The following is a 17,982-nucleotide window of genomic DNA, read 5'->3' as shown; positions in this document are numbered from 1 at the left end:
CGCCCAGGGCCGAGGGTGTATCCAGCACCACCCGAGGCGTCGGACGCCGGCGAGGACGGCGCGGGCGTCAGATGCCCAGGACCTTCGCCTCCACCGCCGGGTCGAGCCCCACCGCCGGGCGGTCGGGCCGCTGTGGTGCCACGCCGCCGATCGACCGCAGCCAGGCCCAGGTGTCGGCCACCGTCTCCTCGGCCGGACGGCAGCGCAGACCGGCCGCGAGGACCTTGGACACATCGGCCCCGTGCAGGGCGTCGTGCATATCGGTGCCCGGCGGTACCCAGATCGGCAGCTGCGTCCACGGCTCGATGCCCGCGGCGGCGATCTCGTCGGGCGAGGTCCAGCGCAGCTCCGCCGTGCCTCCGGTGACCCGCACGCAGGCCTCCAGGAGTTCTCCGACGGTGGTGTGGCCGCGCGGGGCGAGGACGTTGTACGGCCCGCCGGCTTCGGCCCCGGCGGCGTCCAGGATCCACTCCGCGAGGTCGCGCACGTCGACGAACTGCAGCGGCAGCTCCCGCGGACCGGGCGCGAGGACGGGGCCGCCGCGGGCCGTACGGGTGAGCCACCAGGGCAGCCGCCCGATGTTCTCGTACGGCCCGATGATCAGGCCCGCACGGGCGAGCAGTGAGCGCTCCGCACCGAAGGACTCCAGGACCGCCAGCTCCCCGCCCCGCTTGTCCTGCGCATACGTGCTCTGCTCGGCGTCGGCCGCCCCGTCCGTCAGCTCCGCGCTCTCGTCGAATCCGGCCGGAGGAGCCCAGGTGTAGACCGAGCCGCTGGACACGTAGACATAGCGGCCGGCCCGCTCCGCGAGCAGCCGGGCGCTTTCGCGTATGACGCGCGGCGCCGCCGACCAGGTGTCGACGACCACGTCCCACTCGCCGTCGGCCAGGGCCGCGAGTCCGTCGGGAGCGGTGCGGTCGCCGTGCAGCGAGCGGACACCGGCCGGTGGTTCGTGCCGGCCGCGGTGGAAGACGGTGACGTCCGCGCCCCGCCGGACGCCCGCCTCTGCGACGGCGCGGCCGACGAATTCCGTACCGCCGAGGATCAGGAGATTCATGACGCCGACTCTGCCCTCTGGGCGGGCCGCGGCGGAATACGGTTCTGCTACCAGAAGAACGGGGACCAGGAACGGGAACCGGGCGGGACCAGCAACGGGAACCGGACGGGACCAGGAACGGGAACCGGGACGGACACCGGTGCCGCGGCTTGAACTGGAATTGCCCCCACCGTTTCCCGCCGGCCGCGGGGATGGCACGATGTGCGGCCATGACGGATGCCCGGTCGCCGCTGCGCGCCTTTCGGGCCGCGCTCTTCGCGGCGGTGTGCGTCGCACTGGCGGCGTTGGGGCATTCGTACATGTCCGGCCATGACATCCCGTTCGGTGCCCTCTTGGGGGCATTCGGCATCACGGCGGGCCTCGCCTGGTGCGTGGGCGGAAGCCGTCGCGGCGTTCCGTCGATAGCGGCCGGACTCCTCGCGGTACAAGGCGCTCTGCACCTGATCTTCGCGGGGTCGCAGTCGCACGCCGGTGCCGCGGCGCACGGTGCGGCGGCGCACCAGGGCAGCGTGATGTCCCATGGGCCCACGCCGCACGACGGTGCCTCCATGCCGCACGGCGGCGCGATGGCGTACGAGCACACCGGCGCGATGTCCGGGCACACCACCGCCGCGTACGAACACTCCACCGCGATGTCCGGGCACACCACCGCCGCACCGTCCATGGCGGACGACGACGCCCTGATGAGCCTTCTCGCGGGCCACAGCTCCGCCGGCATGCTCGCCGCGCACCTCGTCGCCGCCCTGGTCTGCGCCCTGTGGCTGGCGCGTGGCGAAGCGGCGTTCTTCCAGCTCGTCGCCGCGCTCGGCGCACTGGCCTTCACGCCGCTGCGGCTGCTGCTCACGGTGGTGCGGCTGCCCGAGGCGGCGCGCACCGTGCGGCGGCCGCGGCGCCGGCCACGCTCTGCCCGGCCGCGTGCCGCCGCACTGGCGTACGCCGTGACCCGGCGCGGCCCGCCCGCCGTGGTGCTCCTTCACCGTTACGCACCCACGGCGGCCTGAGCCCTCCGGGACCTCCCGGATCCAGAGCCCTTCGCGGCTCTTCGGGACCTTTACGACCCTTCGGGACCTTCGCGACCCTTTGGGGCTTCGCGACCCTTCGAGGTTCGAGCCGACGCCGTGGGTGTGCTTCCCCTGCCGTTGCGCGAACTCCGAAGGACATCATGGCCATTGACGACCGGCCCAAGCCGGACATTCCCGAATCGACCCCAGTAGAAGGGGGCGCAATACAGCGCCCCGGCGTCTGGGCCGCCCTGCGCCCGCTGCTGCTGCGCCTCCACTTCTATGCCGGGGTGCTCATCGCCCCGTTCCTGCTCGTCGCCGCCACGAGCGGACTGCTCTATTCGCTCTCCTTCCAGGCCGAGAAGGTCATCTACGCGCATGAGCTGGAGGTCCCCGTCGGCGACTCGGCACTCCCGCTGAGCGAGCAGGTCGCCGCCGCCCGCAAGGCACACCCCGAGGGCACGGTCACCGCCGTGTGGCCCGCGCCCGCAGCGGACCGCAGCACCCGTGTCCTGATGTCCACCCCGAAGGTGCCCGACGACCGTGAACTCGCGGTCTTCGTGAACCCGTACGACGCCGAGGTGCGCGGCGAGCTCACCAGCTACGGCAGCTCGGGCGCCCTGCCCCTGCGCACCTGGCTGGACGAGCTGCACCGGGATCTGCACCTGGGCGACGTGGGGCGCAACTACAGCGAACTGGCCGCCAGTTGGCTGTGGGTGGTCGCCCTCGGCGGTCTCGCCCTGTGGTTCGGGCGCCGCCGGGCGAGGCGGCGCGACCTCGTCGTACCCGCCAAAGGGCAGTCCAAGGGCCGTGCCCGCACCCTGTCCTGGCACGGCACCGTCGGCCTGTGGGCCGCGCTCGGCCTCATCGCGCTCTCCGCGACCGGCCTGACCTGGTCGAACTACGCGGGCGCCAACATCGACACCCTCAAGTCCCAGCTGGGCGGGGCCACTCCGGTCCCCGACGCCACGCTCGCGGGCGGCGCCGCGTCCGGCGGCGGCCACGAAGGACACGAGGGGCACGGAGGACACGGCGGCGCCCACGAAGGCGCGGACATCGGTATCGACCGGGCCCTGGAGATCGCCCGCAGCCAGGGCGTCGACGGCCAGGTCTCGGTGATCCTGCCCGTCGACGGACAGGGCTATGTGGTCAAGGAGACCGACGCCGAATTCCCCGTCCACCTGGACTCGGTGGCCATCGACCCGGCCGGCGGACAGGTCCTGGACACGGTGGCCTTCGCCGACTATCCGCTGCTCGCCAAGCTCACCCGGGTCGGTATCGACGCCCACATGGGCGTCTTCCTCGGCCTGGCCAACCAACTGGCCCTGGCCGCACTGATGCTCGCCACGGTCCTGCTGATCGTGTGGGGCTACCGCATGTGGTGGCTGCGCCGTCCGACCCAGGGCCGCGCGCTGAGCTTCGGACGGCCGATGGCACGCGGCGCCTGGCGCAAGGTGCCGCTGCCGATGGTGCTGCCGCTCGCGGCGGTCACGGCCCTCGTCGGCTGGTTCGTGCCGCTGCTCGGCATCAGCCTGCTCGTGTTCCTGGCGGCCGATGTGCTGCTCGGCCTCGTGGCGCGCCGCCGGTCAAGGGCGCAGTGAAGGCTCCGGGGGCCGCACCTGTACGGAGGGTGGGTGCGGCCCCCGGTATCCCCGGGTCCGTGGCGGGGCTCAACGCCCCGTCGGCGGCGCGTACTTGTAGCCCACCCGGCGCACCGTCCGGATCGTGTCCCGGCGCTCGGCGCCCAGCTTGCGGCGCAGCCGGGCCACATGGACGTCGACGGTACGGCCGTCGCCCACGTGTCCGTACCCCCACACCGTGGTCACCAGCTGGTCGCGGGTGTGCACCCGGTGCGGGTGGGCCACGAGATGGGCGAGCAGCTCGAACTCCAGGTACGTGAGGTCGAGCAGCCGCCCGTCGACCTCGGCGGTGCGCCGTACGGGGTCGATGCGTACGACCTCGTCGGCGCCGGAGGCCTGCGCGGTCACCGGTCCCGCCGGTTCCGTCGGTCCTGCCGGTCCTGCCGGTCCTGCCGGCACCGCGGGCGGTGCGGGCAACGGGCCAGGCTGCTGGTCGGCGGGTACGAGGACCAGATAGCCGACCATCGGCGGCTGTCCCGGCAGCGCGGGCACGGTGTGCTGCGGCGCGGGCAGCCAAGTGGCGCCCGGCGGCAGGAAGTCGGCGACGTCCACCACCTCGTCACGGCCGATGGCGCGCAGGCGGTGGCGCTTGGCGTTCAGGGGAGTGGGCGTGGAGGCGTTCTGGGGGTGGGGAGCGTTCCGGGTGTGGGGACGAGGCATGAGAGGTCAGCTCATTTCGCGCGAGAAGCCGTCAGGAAATGTACGGATCTGCACGCCGACCGAAGGCCGTGGAAAGGTGAACGGCTTTAGAGGGCCGGCGCGTTCGGCGCGCGGCAACACACCCGGTCGAAGTCGTGGTGCTGACGGGAGGGCCAGAACGGCTCGAGGTCATGACGACCCGGCACGGTGTTCTGAAGGCTGGCCATGTCCCCATTGAAGCAGATGGCCGCGGCGGACAGCAGAGACCGCCCACAGGGTGGACCGGCGCGTGGACCGGCCGGAACGCGAAAGGGCGCCCGCCGGGTCGAGATGACCCGGCGGGCGCCCCTTGCTGAACGTGTCCTGGATCGCGTCCTGGAACGCGTCCTGTGCGTGTGAGCGGAAGGCTCAGACCTGGCCGGCCTTGTCGAGCGCGCCGCAGCAGGTGTCGACGATCAGACGCGTCACCACGTACGGGTCGACGTTCGCGTTCGGGCGGCGGTCCTCGATGTAGCCCTTGCCCTCCTGCTCGACCTGCCACGGGATACGCACGGAGGCACCGCGGTTGGAGACTCCGTAGCTGTACTCGTTCCACGGGGCGGTCTCGTGCAGACCGGTGAGACGGTCGTCGATGCCCGCGCCGTAGTTCTTCACGTGGTCGAGCGGCTTGGAGCCCTCACCGAGCGACTCGCAGGCGGTGATGATGGCGTCGTAGCCCTCACGCATGGCCTTGGTGGAGAAGTTGGTGTGCGCGCCCGCGCCGTTCCAGTCGCCCTTCACCGGCTTCGGGTCGAGGGTCGCGGAGACCTCGAAGTCCTCGGCGGTGCGGTAGAGCAGCCAGCGGGCCACCCACAGCTGGTCCGAGACCTCGAGCGGGGAGAGCGGGCCGACCTGGAACTCCCACTGGCCGGGCATGACCTCGGCGTTGATGCCGGAGATGCCGAGCCCCGCCTTGAGGCAGTTCTCCAGGTGGGCCTCGACGACATCCCGGCCGAAGATCTCGTCGGCGCCGACACCGCAGTAGTAGCCGCCCTGCGCGGCCGGGAAGCCGCCCTCGGGGAAGCCGAGCGGACGGGCGCCCTTGAAGAAGGTGTACTCCTGCTCGATGCCGAAGATCGGCTCCTGGTTCCCGAACCGCTCCGCGACCTCGGTGAGCTGGGCACGGGTGTTGGACGCGTGCGGCGTCATGTCCGTGTTCAGGACCTCGCACAGAACGAGGATGTCGGCGCCGCCGCGGATCGGGTCCGGGCAGGAGAAGACCGGCTTGAGCACGCAGTCGGAGGCGTGGCCCTCGGCCTGGTTGGTGCTGGAGCCGTCGAAGCCCCAGATGGGCAGCTCGGCGACGCCCACGGCGGAACCCGTCATGATCTTGGTCTTGGAACGCAGCTTCGCCGTCGGCTGGGTGCCGTCGATCCAGATGTATTCGGCCTTGTAGGTCACGGGCGCCATCCTTTGCGGGCTTGCGGGGGCTGCAGGCTGTGCGGGCTCTGCGGTGGCGACGCGGCAGGTGGTGTCGCGCAGTACGCGCAGCTTGGCAACCGGCGATTTCCCGTCCGTTGCCCGACTGTGAACCCCATGTAACGCAGGCCGCTCGGGGGGCCCACGGGTCCCGTGCGTCGTATACGTGACGCACGCGCGCCGGTCGCGGAGCCGCCCGGCCGGCCGGACGCGCCACTGCCGGACATGATGGACTGGTCCCCATGGCCACTCGGACGACGACCTCGAAGAACTCCCAGGCCGCGCCCCTGCGCGTGGGTCTGCTCGGCACGGGCCCCTGGGCGCAGCGCGTCCACGGGCCCGCGCTCGCCGCGCACCCCGGCGTGGAGCTCGCCGGAGTGTGGGGGCGCAGGCCGGAGGCAGCGGGAAAGCTGGCGGAAACACTCGGCACGCGCGCGTACGCCGATCCGGACGCCCTCTTCGCCGAGGTGGACGCGGTGGCGGTGGCGCTGCCGCCAGACATCCAGGCGGAGCTCGCCGCGCGCGCCGCGCGTGCGGGCCGTCATCTGCTCCTGGACAAGCCGGTGGCGACGGCACCGGAGGCCGCTCGCACGCTGCTCGAAGCGGCCGCCGATGTCGCCTCGGTCGTCTTCTTCACCCTGCGCTTCTCCACGGCGACCGAGCCGTGGATCGCCCAACAGGCCGAGGCGGAGGGCTGGTTCACCGGCCGCGCCGAGTGGCTGGGCACCATCTACGCGCCGGGTGCGCAGAGCGCGTACGCCGCCTCGCCCTGGCGGCACGAGAAGGGCGCGCTGTGGGACGTGGGCCCGCACGCCCTCTCGGTGCTGCTTCCGGTACTCGGCGACGCCACGTCCGTGACGGCGGCGCGGGGCCCCAGGGACACCGTCCATCTGCTCCTGCGCCACACCTCCGGTGCTTCGTCGGCGGCCACGGTCAGCCTGACGGCACCGGAGCGGGCAGGCGGTGTCGCGGTCGAGTTCCGCGGCGAGACCGGCGCCGCGATGATGCCCGAGGTGTGGGGCGAAGGACCCGTCGTGGCGTACGGCCGCGCCGTCGACGCGCTTCTGACCGCGGTCCGCACCGGCACCCCGCACCCGTGCGACCTCCGCTTCGGGCTGCGCGTCACGGAGATCCTGGCCGAGGCGGAACGCGGCCTGCCCGCCTCCGCGTGAACGTGGCTCCCGGCCCTGCCTGAACGGGCGTCAGGCGCTGCCTGAACGGGCCGGGCTTTCCGCCTACTTGAACGCGGCGCTCTTGTTCGCCTACGTCAACGGGCCGGGCTTTCCGCCTACTTGATGAGCGCGTTGGCGCCCGCTATCAGGATGCCTATGGTCGCGTCCGCCGAGCCGATGGCCAGCGCGGAACGGCGCCGGTAGCCGACGCGCAGCGCGGCGACGGTGCCCCAGGCGAACAGGAGCGCCGCGTTCAGGGCCAGGCCCGCCGTGGTGACATCCTCCTCGGGCCACCCGGCGGCCCCGGCCGCAAGGAGCAGCAGCACCGTGGGGAGACAGGCGACCACCACGGGCCACTCGTCGGCGAGGGTGCCCGCGAGCTGCCGCCACCGGTGGCTGCCGGAGCCCTCGGTGTGCGTGGACATGTGGTGCGCGTAGCCGTGGGCGAGGGCGGCGGTGCCGGCGGTGACCAGGACCCAGGACGCGTCGTAGTACGGCGTGTAGTGACCGCCGGTCCGCTGCAGGGCGGCGAGCAGAGCACTGGCCAGGACGGTGCCGTACACGCCCCCGAACATCCAGTTCCGCATGGGGGCGCTCCTTTCGGTCCACGGTGAGGTGCTTCGTCGGGTGGTGAAGCACCCAACGATATGTCCGTGAACAGGACGTTTTGCTCCGCAGTGAGGACTATTTGCCCTGCCCGAGTCCTGGCCGAAAGGACGAGTTCCCAGGTCTGGTGCGGTGGCAGCCACCCGTCGAGGGGGAGGCGGCCGGGGGAGACGGCTACCGGCCCATGGCCTCCCGTACCGCCTCCTCCGAGCGGGCCACGAGCGCGGTGCCGTCGTCGGCGGTGATGATCGGGCGCTGGATGAGCTTCGGGTGGGCGGCGAGCGCGGTGACCCAGCGGTCACGGGCGGCGGGGACGCGGGGCCAGGCCGTACGGTCCGACAGGCCGAGCTCCTTGGCGGCGGCCTCCTGGGTGCGTGTGATGTCCCAGGGTTCGAGGCCGAGCCGGTCGAGAACGGCACGGATTTCGTCCTCGGACGGTACGTCCTCCAGGTAGCGGCGCACCGTGTAGTCGGCGCCCTCCGCGTCGAGCAGGTCGATGGCGCTGCGGCACTTCGAGCAGGCCGGATTGATCCAGATCTCCATGGCGCAAGCGTAGTTCAGGGCTCCGCTCGGGAGGGGGTCTGGAGGTGCTCAAGGCCCTTGTGGCCAGGGGCTTTTGTCAGTGGGCGGCAGTAGAATAGAAGCAGTGTTCGAGACGGGTCGGGTGCTGCCGTCACCACGGTTCACCGCACCCCCGACCACCCCAGGAGGATGCCCATGGCCGCTGCCGTACTGTCCGCCAAGCCGTTGCCGATCGACCTGCCGTATATGCCTCTGGTGAAGAAGCCACTGCCCGCGGGCCGCCCCCGCGAGTGGTACATCACGCACAACCGCCGCCTCAAGGCCATGCGCCTCGCCATCGCCCTGCTCGACTCGGGGGTGTACCGCGCGGAGCAGGCGGACAACCGAAGGATACGAAGCACCGCCGAACTCGTCGGCGTACACCCGCCGTCGGAGATCACGTGCCACATGGTGCGGGCGCTGATGCGCTACAGCCGCTGACCCGCGCCGCGGTGAGGAGGTGGGGCCACCTCCTCACCGCGCACGGCTGGTTGGGACGGCGGTCCGTGAACTGCCCATGCGTGCCGCCCTCTTGAAGTGCACCGGTCACTGTGCCAAATATGTCCAGACCAATGCTGTCGAACGGAAGGCCCCACCGTGCGACGCACCTCACCCCCGCAGAGGCGCCCGGCATGCCGCACGCTCGCGGTGCCGGTGCTGCTCGCCGCCCTGGCCCTGCCCCTCACCGCCTGCTCCGCGGAGACCGGGGCCGCCGCCCAGGAGCTCCCGCCGCCACGCGGCCTCACCGCCCAGGCCTCCAGCGCCACTTCGGTGCATGTGATGTGGACGAAGGCCACCACGACCACTGCCTCCGGCGGGAAGGCCTCCGGCGGGAAAGCCGGCGAAGAGGGCGAACTGGCCGGATATGAGATCTACCGCGGCCGCACCCGCGTCAAGTCCGTGCCCGCCGACCAGTACATGGTCGACATCACCGGGCTCAAGCCCGGGACCGCGTACTCCTTCACCGCCCGCGCCAAGGACACCGCGGGCAACCGCTCGCCCCTGAGCCGCAAGGTCACCGTCACCACCCGCCCCCGCACCACGGCCGACCACAAGCCGCCCACCGCGCCCACGAAGCTGCGCGCCCGCGCTTCGGGAGCCCGCGCGGCCACCCTGTCCTGGGGTGCGGCCGAGGACAACGAAGAGATCACCTCGTACGACATCTACCAGCGCGACTCGAAGATCCACAGTGTCAACGGCGACTCGACCGCCGCTCTCGTCACGGGACTTCGCCCCGGCACCGACTACACCTTCACGGTCAAGGCGCGCGACGCCGCGGACAACATCTCGAAGCCCAGCGAAGCCGCGGGCCTGAGCACACCCGAGGGGCCCGACGACACGGGGAACACCGCGCCCGCGGACTTCCGGGTCGCGACGCACAAGGACGGCGACGGCGCGCACTACCTCGACCTGTCCTGGCGGGCGCCCGACACCGGCGGGGAGGTCGCCGAGTACCAGATCCATCTCAACGGCAAGCAGGCCACGACCCTCATGTGGGGCGCGGCCGCACCCGAAGGCCGGGCGAAGCACAGCTTCTTCATCTCGCGGCAGACGGGCCAGAGCTACCGCGTGAAGCTGCGCGCGAAGCTGCCCGACGGCAACTGGGGCGCGTTCTCGGCCGAACGGACCGTGGTGACGGGGGAGGGGTAGTAGGGGGAGGGGTCGTACGCACGGCTCGGTGCGGCAGGCATGGTCACGGCCCGCTGTTGGTAGGAAGTCCCGGTGACCGTAGCCCTCTTCACCCTCGGCGGCACCATCGCGATGGCGGGCACCTGCGCCGGTGACCGCGACGGCGGCGACGACCGCGATGGCAGTGACGCCCGCAGCGCCCCCGTCGTGACCCGTCTCACCGGCGCCGATCTGACCGCCGCCGTACCGGGCCTCGACGTACCCCTCGAAGTGCACGACACCCACGCCGTGCCCAGCGCGGACCTCACCTTCCGCCAGCTCCTCGATCTGGTCGACGAGGCCTCGAAGGCCGTTCTTGCGGGCGCCGCGGGCGTGGTCGTGACCCAGGGCACCGACACCCTCGAAGAGAGCGCCTTCCTCGCCGACCTGGTCTGGCCGCACCCCGAGCCGTTCGTCCTGACCGGCGCCATGCGCAACCCCACCCTCGCGGGCCCGGACGGACCGGCCAATCTCCTGGCCGCCGCCCGTGTCGCCGCCGCCGACGAGGCCCGCGGCCTGGGCGCGCTCGCCGTCCTCAACGACCAGATCCACTCGGCCCGTCGGGTACGCAAGGCGCACGCCACCAGCACCGCCGCCTTCATCTCGCCGGACACCGGCCCCCTCGGCCATGTCATCGAGGGCAGGGTGCGCATCCTGACCCGCCCGCCCCGCCGGGCCCCGCTCGGCACCGGTGAGTGCGAGAACATCCGGGTCGCCCTGCACACCGTGACCCTCGACGACGACGGCGCCCAGCTGGCCGGTCTGGCCGACACCCACCAGGGCCTGGTGGTCGCCGGATTCGGTGTCGGCCATGTCCCGTCCGCCCTCGCCCCCGTCCTCGGCGCGCTCGCCACCCGTATCCCGGTGGTCCTCACCTCCCGCACGGGCGGCGGCTCGGTCCTGAGCCACACCTACGGAAGTGTCGGCTCGGAGACCGATCTGCAGCGGCGCGGCCTCATCAACGGCGGCCTGCTCGACCCGTACAAAGCACGCGTCCTGCTCCGCCTCCTCCTCGCGAACGACGCGAACGACGCGAACGACGCGAACCAGAACGCGATCGCGAAGGCCTTCCTCCTGCACGGCTGAAGGAACCCTCCGTATGCGTAACCGGCGGAACCTCCGCTTCTGCGGCTGAAAGTCGACCCCGCGGCAGCTCTGCCCGAGATGTCCGGAACGCTACCGAGTCCGGGATGTCCGAAGCACCCCGAGGCGCGGCGTGACAAGAGTCGCACCGCTGTCGGCGGCGGTTAAGTGCCCTGTGCCCGCACGCCCCTTGAACTCGGGGTTTACCGATCGGTAGCCCTCGGCGTGGCCGGATTTCGCGCCCCGGAGCGAGGAATCGACTGCGTGTTAGCGTCCCGGTCGACCGGGGGGCCGACCGCGCAGAGCGAGAGGAAAACCGTGGGTCACATGCACCACATGGCAGGAGGCTGGGCCACCCCAGTCCTGTCGTACGCCATGGCCGTAGTCGGCGCCGCGCTGGGATTGCGCTGCACCGTGCGGGCCCTGGCCGCCGGGGGGCGGTCCAAGAGGAACTGGCTGATCACCGCGTCGGCCGCCATCGGCGCCGGGATCTGGACGATGCACTTCATCGCGATGCTCGGCTACACAGTCGACGGCACCGCGATCCGCTACGACATCCCGCTCACCCTGCTGAGCCTCGTCGTGGCCATCGCCGTCGTCGGCGCCGGAGTCTTCATCGCCGGTTACGGCGGCTCCCGTGTCCGCTCGATCCTGCTCGGCGGCCTCGGCACCGGGCTCGGCGTCGCCGCGATGCACTACATCGGCATGGCGGCCGTCCAGCTCAACGGCACGATCTCGTACGACCCGGCCGTGGTCGCGGGCTCCGTCGGCATCGCCGTGATCGCCGCCTCCGCCGCGCTGTGGGCGGCGCTGTCCGTGCAGGGCGCCGTGGTCGCCGCCGTCGCCGCCCTCGTGATGGGGCTCGCGGTGAGCAGCATGCACTACACCGGCATGGCCGCGGTCAAGGTGTCCGTACACGCGAGCACGGCGCCCCTGGAGGGCGCGAGCGCCACCGCGTTCATCCTGCCGCTCGCCGTGGTCCTCGGTTCCTTCCTCTTCCTGACCTGTGCCTTCGTGGCCCTCTCCCCGACGGCGCGGGAGCGCGCCGAGAGCGAGGCCGCGGCCCGGCCGCTGCACGAGGTGGAACTGCCGGCCACGTGAGCCGACTCCACCGGAGCTGTCGGCCGCCCGCCTGAGCCGACTCCACCGGAGCTGTCGGCCGCCCGCCTGAGCCGCGCCCGCCTCACCCCTCCTTCCTTCCCCTTTCTTCCTTTCCCTTTCACGTCACCCTGGGCCGTCCCCGTTCCCGCGCCCTCCCCGACACTCCTGCACCGGCGCCCGCCAAGTGCACTGCCTAGGAGACCCCGTCATGCCCGCACGCTTTCCGCTGCCAGAACGGCTGCGCCCCAAGTCGATCAGAGCCAAGGTCGTCACCCTCCTGACCCTGCCGGTCGTCTCCCTGATGGCGCTGTGGGGCCACGCCGCGGTCACCACCGCCTCCCAGGTCTCGGCCACCGAGCAGCTGAAGCAGGTCAACTCGTCCCTGGTGCAGCCGATCTCACGGTTCACGGCCGCCGTACAGGACGAGCGCGCGGCCGCCCTGAAGTACCGGGCCACCCCCGACCCCGCCGCCCGCAACGGCTATGACGCCGCCAAGTCCCGTACGGACAAGGCGGTCACCGACCTGCGCGCCGGTGTCCACTCCAGCAGCACCGACATCGCGGCGCTCGACTCCACGCTGCCCGGCCGGATCAAGTCCCTCCTCAAGAGCGCCGACTCGCTCCCCGAGCAGCGGGAGTCCACGAGTGGGCCCGCCGCCGTGCTCTCCGGCTACGGCACGGCCGTCGAGCGGGCCTTCGCGGTACGGTCCGGGCTGGCGGGGGCCGACCTCACGGACCGTACGTCCGACACCCGCACCGTCATCGAACTGGCCCGCGCCCGCGAGGCGTTGAGCCGCCAGGACGCCGTACTCGGCGCGGCCCAGGCCGCCGGCAGGATGACCCCGTCCCAGTACCGGGGCTTCGTCGGCGATGTCGCCCTGCAGCGCGGCCTCACCAAGGGCGCCGTGTCCGATCTGCGGCCCGAGGACGCCGCGGCCTACCGCAAGGTGCTCGACTCCGCGGGCGCCACCGATCTCGCCACCGCCCAGGACGCCGTGCTCGGCGCCGGTGCCGCCAAGGCCGCGGCCGCCGTCCCCGGCACCCGCTGGCACTCCGCCGCCGGGCACACCCTGACCGGACTCGCCGAAGCGGAGGACGGCGCCACCGCGGCGGGCACCGAGGCGAAGCCGTACTCCCTTGCCACCCTGGGCAGTTCGGGCCTCGCGGTGATCCTCGGCCTGTTCGGTGTGGCGCTGTCGCTGCTGCTCTCCGTACGCATCGGCCGCGGCCTCGTCGCCGACCTCACCGGTCTGCGCAACTCCGCACTCGAACTGGCCGCCACCCGCCTGCCCGCCGCGATCCGCCGGATCCACAACGGCGACGACCTCGATCTCGACACCGAGGCCCCGCTCGCCCGCACCCCCATCCGCGACGAGGTCGGCCAGGTCGGCGCGGCGCTCACCACCGTGCAGCGGGCCGCCCTGCGCGCCGTCGCGGGCCGCGCCGCGGTCCTCACCGGAGTCTCCGGTGTGTACGTCAGCCTCGCCCGCCGCAGCCAGGTGCTGCTCCACCGGCAGCTGGAACTCCTCGACACGATGGAGCGCCGCACCGAGAACCCCACCGACCTCGAAGACCTGTTCCGCCTCGACCACTTGACGACCCGGATGCGCCGCCACGCCGAGTCGCTCCTGATCCTCTCCGGCTCGGCCCCGGGCCGTGCCTGGCGCAACCCGGTCCCGCTGATCGACGCCGTCCGCGCGGGCATCGCGGAAACCGCCGACATCGACCGTGTCCAGCTGCACGAGATCCCGGACCTGCGCCTCGCGGGTACGGCGGTGGCGGATCTCGTCCACCTGGTCGCCGAACTCGCCGAGAACGCCGCGCAGTTCTCACCGCCGCACACCCCTGTGGTGGTACGCGGTGAAGAGGTCGGGGCCGGCGCGGTCCTGGAGTTCGAGGACCGCGGCCTCGGCATGGGCGACGAAGCGCTCGCCGCGGCCAACGAGAAGATCCGCGCCACCGACATCGACCTCCTCGACTCCCGTCAGCTCGGCCTGTTCGTGGTGAACCGCCTCGCCGAGCGCCAGCGCGTGGACGTGACCCTGCGCCGCTCGGTCTACGGCGGCATCACGGCCGTCGTCTTCATCCCGAAGGAACTCCTGGAGGCCCCGCACCCGGGCCTGCGACCGCTGCCCGAGCCGGAGTCGGAGGCCGCGCCGGAAGCGCCCCCGAAGCCGCAGCTCGCCCCGGCCCCCGAGCCCACGCCGGAGCCCGAGGCCGGCCCCGAGCAGCCGCATCCGTACCCGGAACCCACCGAACTCCCGCGCCGGGCCCGCCACGCGGCACCGCAGCGCACCCAGGAGGAGAACCGGCCCCCGCTCCCCACGGAGCCCCCGGCGCAGCGCACCCCGGAGCCGCAGCCCGCCCCCACCCCGGACCCGACTCCGGCTCCGTCCCCCGTTCCCGACCGCACTCCCGACCCCGGCCCCGTCCCCACCCCCACTCCCACTCCCACTCCCGAGGACGGCCTGCCGCGCCGGGTGCGCCAGGCCAGCATCGCCCCCGAACTGCGCAAGCCCGACGACGGTGAGGAGACCCCGGAGCCCGCGAAGGCCCCAGTCCGCCGCTCCCCGGAGGCCGCCCGCGCCACGATGGCCTCCCTGCGCTCCGGCCGCCGCCGCGCCTCCGCGGCCCGGGACGAACCCCACGCCGCGCCCCATCCCCACGCAGCGACCGAAGAAGGAACCCGATGACCCCGACCTATACCGTCACCAACCTGGGCGGTAACGCCGAACAGCCGGGCGCGGGCGGCCCCGGCGGTATCGACTGGCTCCTCGACGACCTGGTCGACCGTGTCTCGGAGGTCCGGTACGCGGTGATGCTCTCCAGCGACGGCCTGTGCGTCGGCGCCTCCGCGGGCATGGGCCGCGACGAGTCCGAGCGCTTCTCCGCCATCGCCTCCGGCTTCCACTCCCTCGCCAAGGGAGCGGGCCGGCACTTCGACGCCGGCGGTGTCGTCCAGACGATGGTCGAGCTGCAGGGCGGCTTCCTCTTCGTGGTCTCCGCGGGCGACGGCTCCTGTCTCGCCGTGTTCACCGACGGGCATGCCGACATCGGCCTGGTCGCCTACGAGATGGCCCTGCTCGTGGAGCGCGTACGCGAACACCTCGACGTCCCCACGAGGTCGGACGGCGAGGCCCCATGACGGACACACCCCGGGGCCGCCGCCCGGCGGGCCCGCCCGACCGCGCCCGGCCACCCGAAGCCGACGCCTGGACCGACCGCTACGACGAAGAGGCCGGCCCGCTGGTCCGCCTGTACGCCATGACCTCGGGCCGCGCCCGTACGGACAACGGCGCCGAACGCGTCGACCTGATGGCGATCGTCAGCCCCACGGCCGCCACGCCGCGCGCCCCGCTCCCGCCGGAACAGCGGTCCCTCCTGGCCCTGTGCTCCCAAGGCCCGCGCCCGGTGGCCGACTTGGCGTCGGACTCCGATCTCCCCCTCGGCGTCGTCCGCGTCCTGCTCGGCGACCTCACGGCCCATGGACTGGTCGACATCACCCCGCCCGAGTCCACCGCCACCAGGAACGCCCGTCCCGACGCCCACCTCCTGCGAGAAGTGATCAATGGCCTCCGCGCACTCTGAGCCCCCCGCCACCTTCACCGCCCTGAAGCTCCTGATCGCCGGCGGCTTCGGCGTGGGCAAGACGACCCTGGTGGAGTCGGTCAGCGAAATCCGCCCGCTGCGCACCGAGGAACACCTCACGGAGGCCTCCCGCCCGGTGGACAGCCTCCACGGCGTGGCCACCAAGACGACCACCACGGTGGCCATGGACTTCGGCCGCATCACCCTGCGCGACAACCTGGCCCTCTACCTCTTCGGCACCCCGGGCCAGGACCGCTTCTGGTTCGTCTGGGACGAGCTGACGACGGGCTGCCTGGGCGCGGTCGTCCTCGCCGACACCCGCCGCCTGGCGGACAGCTTCCCCGCGGTCGACTACTTCGAGAGCCGCGGCATCCCCTTCATCATCGCCGTCAACTGCTTCGACGGCGTCCGCTCCCACACCCCCGAAGCAGTCGCCCGAGCCCTCGACCTGGCCCCCGACACCCCCGTACTCCTCTGCGACGTACGCGACCGGGAGTCCGGCAAGGACGTCCTGATCTCCCTCGTGGAACACGTCCTGACCCAAGAATCAGCCCTGGCCTGACCCCCGACTCCACCCACAACTACGGCGAGGGCCACCACCCCACTCGGGGCGGCGGCCCTCGCCGTCGAACTACGCACTCGGCACCGGTGCGCGGCCGTGCAGACGCCCCGCCCAACGACCGTGGGCCGTGCCTTCCCCCTCGACGGGAAGGCACGGCCCACGGCCCAAGTACGGCCCAGAGCCCTGGAAACCGGCTCTGGCCTGTGCGTTCTTTAGATGTCGAAGTACAGCTCGAACTCGTGCGGGTGCGGCCGCAGCTGGATCGGGGCGATCTCGTTCGTGCGCTTGTAGTCGATCCAGGTCTCGATCAGGTCGGAGGTGAAGACGCCGCCCTGCTGGAGGTACTCGTTGTCCGCCTCGAGCGCGTCGAGGACGGCCGGCAGCGAGGTCGGGACCTGCGGGACGCCCGCGTGCTCCTCGGGGGCGAGCTCGTAGAGGTCCTTGTCGATCGGCTCGGCCGGCTCGATCTTGTTCTTGACGCCGTCGAGGCCCGCGAGCAGGAGGGCCGAGAACGCCAGGTACGGGTTCGAGGACGGGTCCGGGGCGCGGAACTCGACGCGCTTGGCCTTCGGGTTGGAGCCCGTGATCGGGATACGCATGGCCGCGGAGCGGTTGCGCTGCGAGTAGACCAGGTTGACCGGGGCCTCGAAGCCGGGCACCAGGCGGTGGTACGAGTTCACCGTCGGGTTGGTGAAGGCGAGGAGGGAGGGGGCGTGCTTGAGGATGCCGCCGATGTAGTAGCGGGCGGTGTCCGAGAGGCCCGCGTAACCCTGCTCGTCGTAGAAGAGCGGGGAGCCGCCCTGCCACAGCGACTGGTGGACGTGCATGCCCGAGCCGTTGTCGCCGAAGATCGGCTTCGGCATGAAGGTCGCGGTCTTGCCGTTGCGCCAGGCGACGTTCTTCACGATGTACTTGAAGAGCATCAGGTCGTCGGCCGCGGCGAGCAGCGTGTTGAACTTGTAGTTGATCTCGGCCTGGCCCGCGGTGCCGACCTCGTGGTGCTGGCGCTCGACCTGGAGGCCGTTCTTGTCCAGCTCCAGGGAGATCTCGGCGCGCAGGTCGGCGAAGTGGTCGACCGGCGGGGCGGGGAAGTAACCGCCCTTGTAACGGACCTTGTAGCCACGGTTGTTCTCGACCGCGCCGGTGTTCCAGGCGCCCGCCTCGGAGTCGATCTCGTAGAGCGAGCGGTTGGCGGAGGTCTCGAAGCGCACCGAGTCGAAGACGTAGAACTCGGCCTCGGGGCCGAAGTACGCGGTGTCGGCGATGCCGGTGGAGGCGAGGTAGGCCTCGGCCTTCTTCGCCACGTTGCGCGGGTCGCGGCTGTACTGCTCGCCCGTGATCGGGTCGTGGATGAAGAAGTTGACGTTCAGCGTCTTGTCACGGCGGAACGGGTCGACCCGGGCGGTCGACAGGTCCGCGCGCAGCGCCATGTCGGACTCGTGGATGGCCTGGAAGCCGCGGATCGACGAACCGTCGAAGGCGAGCTCCTCGGTCGGGTCGAACGCCGCAGCCGGCACCGTGAAGTGCTGCATCACACCGGGCAGGTCGCAGAATCGGACGTCTACGAACTTCACGTCCTCGTCTGCGATGAACTTCTTGGCATCGTCGGCGTTCTGGAACATCCAGCTCCTCCTACTCCCGGTCCGGGGTGGAGCCGGGGATGTCTCGCTCTTGGTGCGGCCAGTGCGGTGGCACACGCTGGACCCGACCATAGGGACGGGGGGTTTCTCAAGCATGACCCATTTGTTTCGCCGAAGTTAACCGGCGTCGGGGTGAGAGGCGTCTCAAAGCCCCTCGCGCGGCCTCTCTCCGACCCCGGACCTGTGGGTGCGTAAGGGGGCGCAGTA

The 17,982-nt window shown here is 71.9% G+C and carries 17 protein-coding genes; 11 read left to right on the top strand and 6 right to left on the bottom strand.

Annotated elements, in window-relative coordinates; translation table 11 throughout:
* Positions 1–67: 67 nt before the first annotated feature.
* The gene (locus ACFQVC_RS36650; protein WP_381838928.1) at positions 68–1,057 is read right to left on the bottom strand and encodes an NAD-dependent epimerase/dehydratase family protein; all 990 of its coding nucleotides are present in this window, start codon (positions 1,055–1,057) and stop codon (positions 68–70) included.
* Between the two features lie 209 nt (positions 1,058–1,266).
* Between ACFQVC_RS36650 and ACFQVC_RS36645 the strand changes: the two genes are divergently transcribed.
* Together ACFQVC_RS36645 and ACFQVC_RS36640 are read left to right on the top strand one after the other, a co-directional pair.
* A complete protein-coding gene (locus ACFQVC_RS36645; RefSeq protein ID WP_381838926.1) occupies positions 1,267–2,058 on the top strand; it encodes a hypothetical protein in 792 nt (263 codons plus the stop codon).
* Positions 2,059–2,219: 161 nt separating this feature from the next.
* Positions 2,220–3,659, top strand: coding sequence for a PepSY-associated TM helix domain-containing protein (locus ACFQVC_RS36640; protein ID WP_381838924.1), 1,440 nt, complete (start codon positions 2,220–2,222; stop codon positions 3,657–3,659).
* A gap of 69 nt (positions 3,660–3,728) precedes the next feature.
* Here ACFQVC_RS36640 and ACFQVC_RS36635 read toward each other — a convergent pair whose 3' ends face one another.
* Together ACFQVC_RS36635 and glnII are read right to left on the bottom strand one after the other, a co-directional pair.
* Complete coding sequence (locus ACFQVC_RS36635; RefSeq protein ID WP_381838922.1) at positions 3,729–4,358, bottom strand: winged helix-turn-helix domain-containing protein; 630 nt, start codon at positions 4,356–4,358, stop codon at positions 3,729–3,731.
* Between the two features lie 387 nt (positions 4,359–4,745).
* On the bottom strand, positions 4,746–5,777 hold the full coding sequence (gene glnII, locus ACFQVC_RS36630; RefSeq protein WP_381838920.1) for a glutamine synthetase: 1,032 nt from the start codon (positions 5,775–5,777) through the stop codon (positions 4,746–4,748).
* A gap of 260 nt (positions 5,778–6,037) precedes the next feature.
* Here glnII and ACFQVC_RS36625 point away from each other — a divergent pair, with 260 nt between their 5' ends.
* A complete protein-coding gene (locus ACFQVC_RS36625) occupies positions 6,038–6,967 on the top strand; it encodes a Gfo/Idh/MocA family protein (protein ID WP_381838918.1) in 930 nt (309 codons plus the stop codon).
* 116 nt (positions 6,968–7,083) lie between these two features.
* Here ACFQVC_RS36625 and ACFQVC_RS36620 read toward each other — a convergent pair whose 3' ends face one another.
* Together ACFQVC_RS36620 and ACFQVC_RS36615 are read right to left on the bottom strand one after the other, a co-directional pair.
* On the bottom strand, positions 7,084–7,554 hold the full coding sequence (locus ACFQVC_RS36620) for a hypothetical protein (RefSeq protein ID WP_381838916.1): 471 nt from the start codon (positions 7,552–7,554) through the stop codon (positions 7,084–7,086).
* 193 nt (positions 7,555–7,747) lie between these two features.
* The gene (locus ACFQVC_RS36615) at positions 7,748–8,116 is read right to left on the bottom strand and encodes an arsenate reductase family protein (RefSeq protein ID WP_381838914.1); all 369 of its coding nucleotides are present in this window, start codon (positions 8,114–8,116) and stop codon (positions 7,748–7,750) included.
* 174 nt (positions 8,117–8,290) lie between these two features.
* On the opposite strand from ACFQVC_RS36615, the gene ACFQVC_RS36610 reads away from it, so the two are divergent.
* From ACFQVC_RS36610 to ACFQVC_RS36575, 8 genes are all read left to right on the top strand, one after another.
* Entirely contained in the window at positions 8,291–8,575 is a 285-nt protein-coding gene (locus ACFQVC_RS36610) for a hypothetical protein (protein ID WP_381838912.1), read from the top strand.
* Between the two features lie 156 nt (positions 8,576–8,731).
* Positions 8,732–9,784 (top strand): fibronectin type III domain-containing protein, encoded by a 1,053-nt coding sequence (locus tag ACFQVC_RS36605; RefSeq protein ID WP_381838911.1) that lies wholly within the window; start codon positions 8,732–8,734, stop codon positions 9,782–9,784.
* A 72-nt stretch (positions 9,785–9,856) separates the two neighbouring features.
* Entirely contained in the window at positions 9,857–10,888 is a 1,032-nt protein-coding gene (locus ACFQVC_RS36600) for an asparaginase (protein ID WP_381838909.1), read from the top strand.
* Between the two features lie 315 nt (positions 10,889–11,203).
* Positions 11,204–11,986 carry an MHYT domain-containing protein gene (locus ACFQVC_RS36595; protein ID WP_381838907.1) on the top strand — a complete coding sequence of 261 codons (783 nt, stop codon included), beginning with the start codon at positions 11,204–11,206 and terminating at the stop codon, positions 11,984–11,986.
* Positions 11,987–12,194: 208 nt separating this feature from the next.
* The gene (locus tag ACFQVC_RS36590; protein ID WP_381838905.1) at positions 12,195–14,678 is read left to right on the top strand and encodes a sensor histidine kinase; all 2,484 of its coding nucleotides are present in this window, start codon (positions 12,195–12,197) and stop codon (positions 14,676–14,678) included.
* The gene (locus tag ACFQVC_RS36585) at positions 14,675–15,130 is read left to right on the top strand and encodes a roadblock/LC7 domain-containing protein (RefSeq protein ID WP_381838903.1); all 456 of its coding nucleotides are present in this window, start codon (positions 14,675–14,677) and stop codon (positions 15,128–15,130) included. The genes ACFQVC_RS36590 and ACFQVC_RS36585 overlap by 4 nt, the downstream gene beginning before the upstream one ends.
* Positions 15,127–15,573 carry a DUF742 domain-containing protein gene (locus ACFQVC_RS36580; protein WP_381838901.1) on the top strand — a complete coding sequence of 149 codons (447 nt, stop codon included), beginning with the start codon at positions 15,127–15,129 and terminating at the stop codon, positions 15,571–15,573. Before ACFQVC_RS36585 ends, ACFQVC_RS36580 begins: the two co-directional genes overlap by 4 nt.
* Positions 15,554–16,135, top strand: coding sequence for a GTP-binding protein (locus tag ACFQVC_RS36575; RefSeq protein ID WP_381838899.1), 582 nt, complete (start codon positions 15,554–15,556; stop codon positions 16,133–16,135). The genes ACFQVC_RS36580 and ACFQVC_RS36575 overlap by 20 nt, the downstream gene beginning before the upstream one ends.
* A 212-nt stretch (positions 16,136–16,347) precedes the next feature.
* Here ACFQVC_RS36575 and glnA read toward each other — a convergent pair whose 3' ends face one another.
* Positions 16,348–17,757, bottom strand: coding sequence for a type I glutamate--ammonia ligase (glnA, locus tag ACFQVC_RS36570; protein WP_381838897.1), 1,410 nt, complete (start codon positions 17,755–17,757; stop codon positions 16,348–16,350).
* Between the last annotated feature and the right edge of the window lie 225 nt (positions 17,758–17,982).

The organism is Streptomyces monticola, from assembly GCF_042665355.1.
In the GTDB taxonomy this organism is placed as follows: Bacteria; Actinomycetota; Actinomycetes; order Streptomycetales; family Streptomycetaceae; genus Streptomyces; species Streptomyces monticola.
The sequence above is the reverse complement of the archived record's forward strand: the minus strand, read 5'-3'. Positions and strand labels throughout refer to the sequence as shown.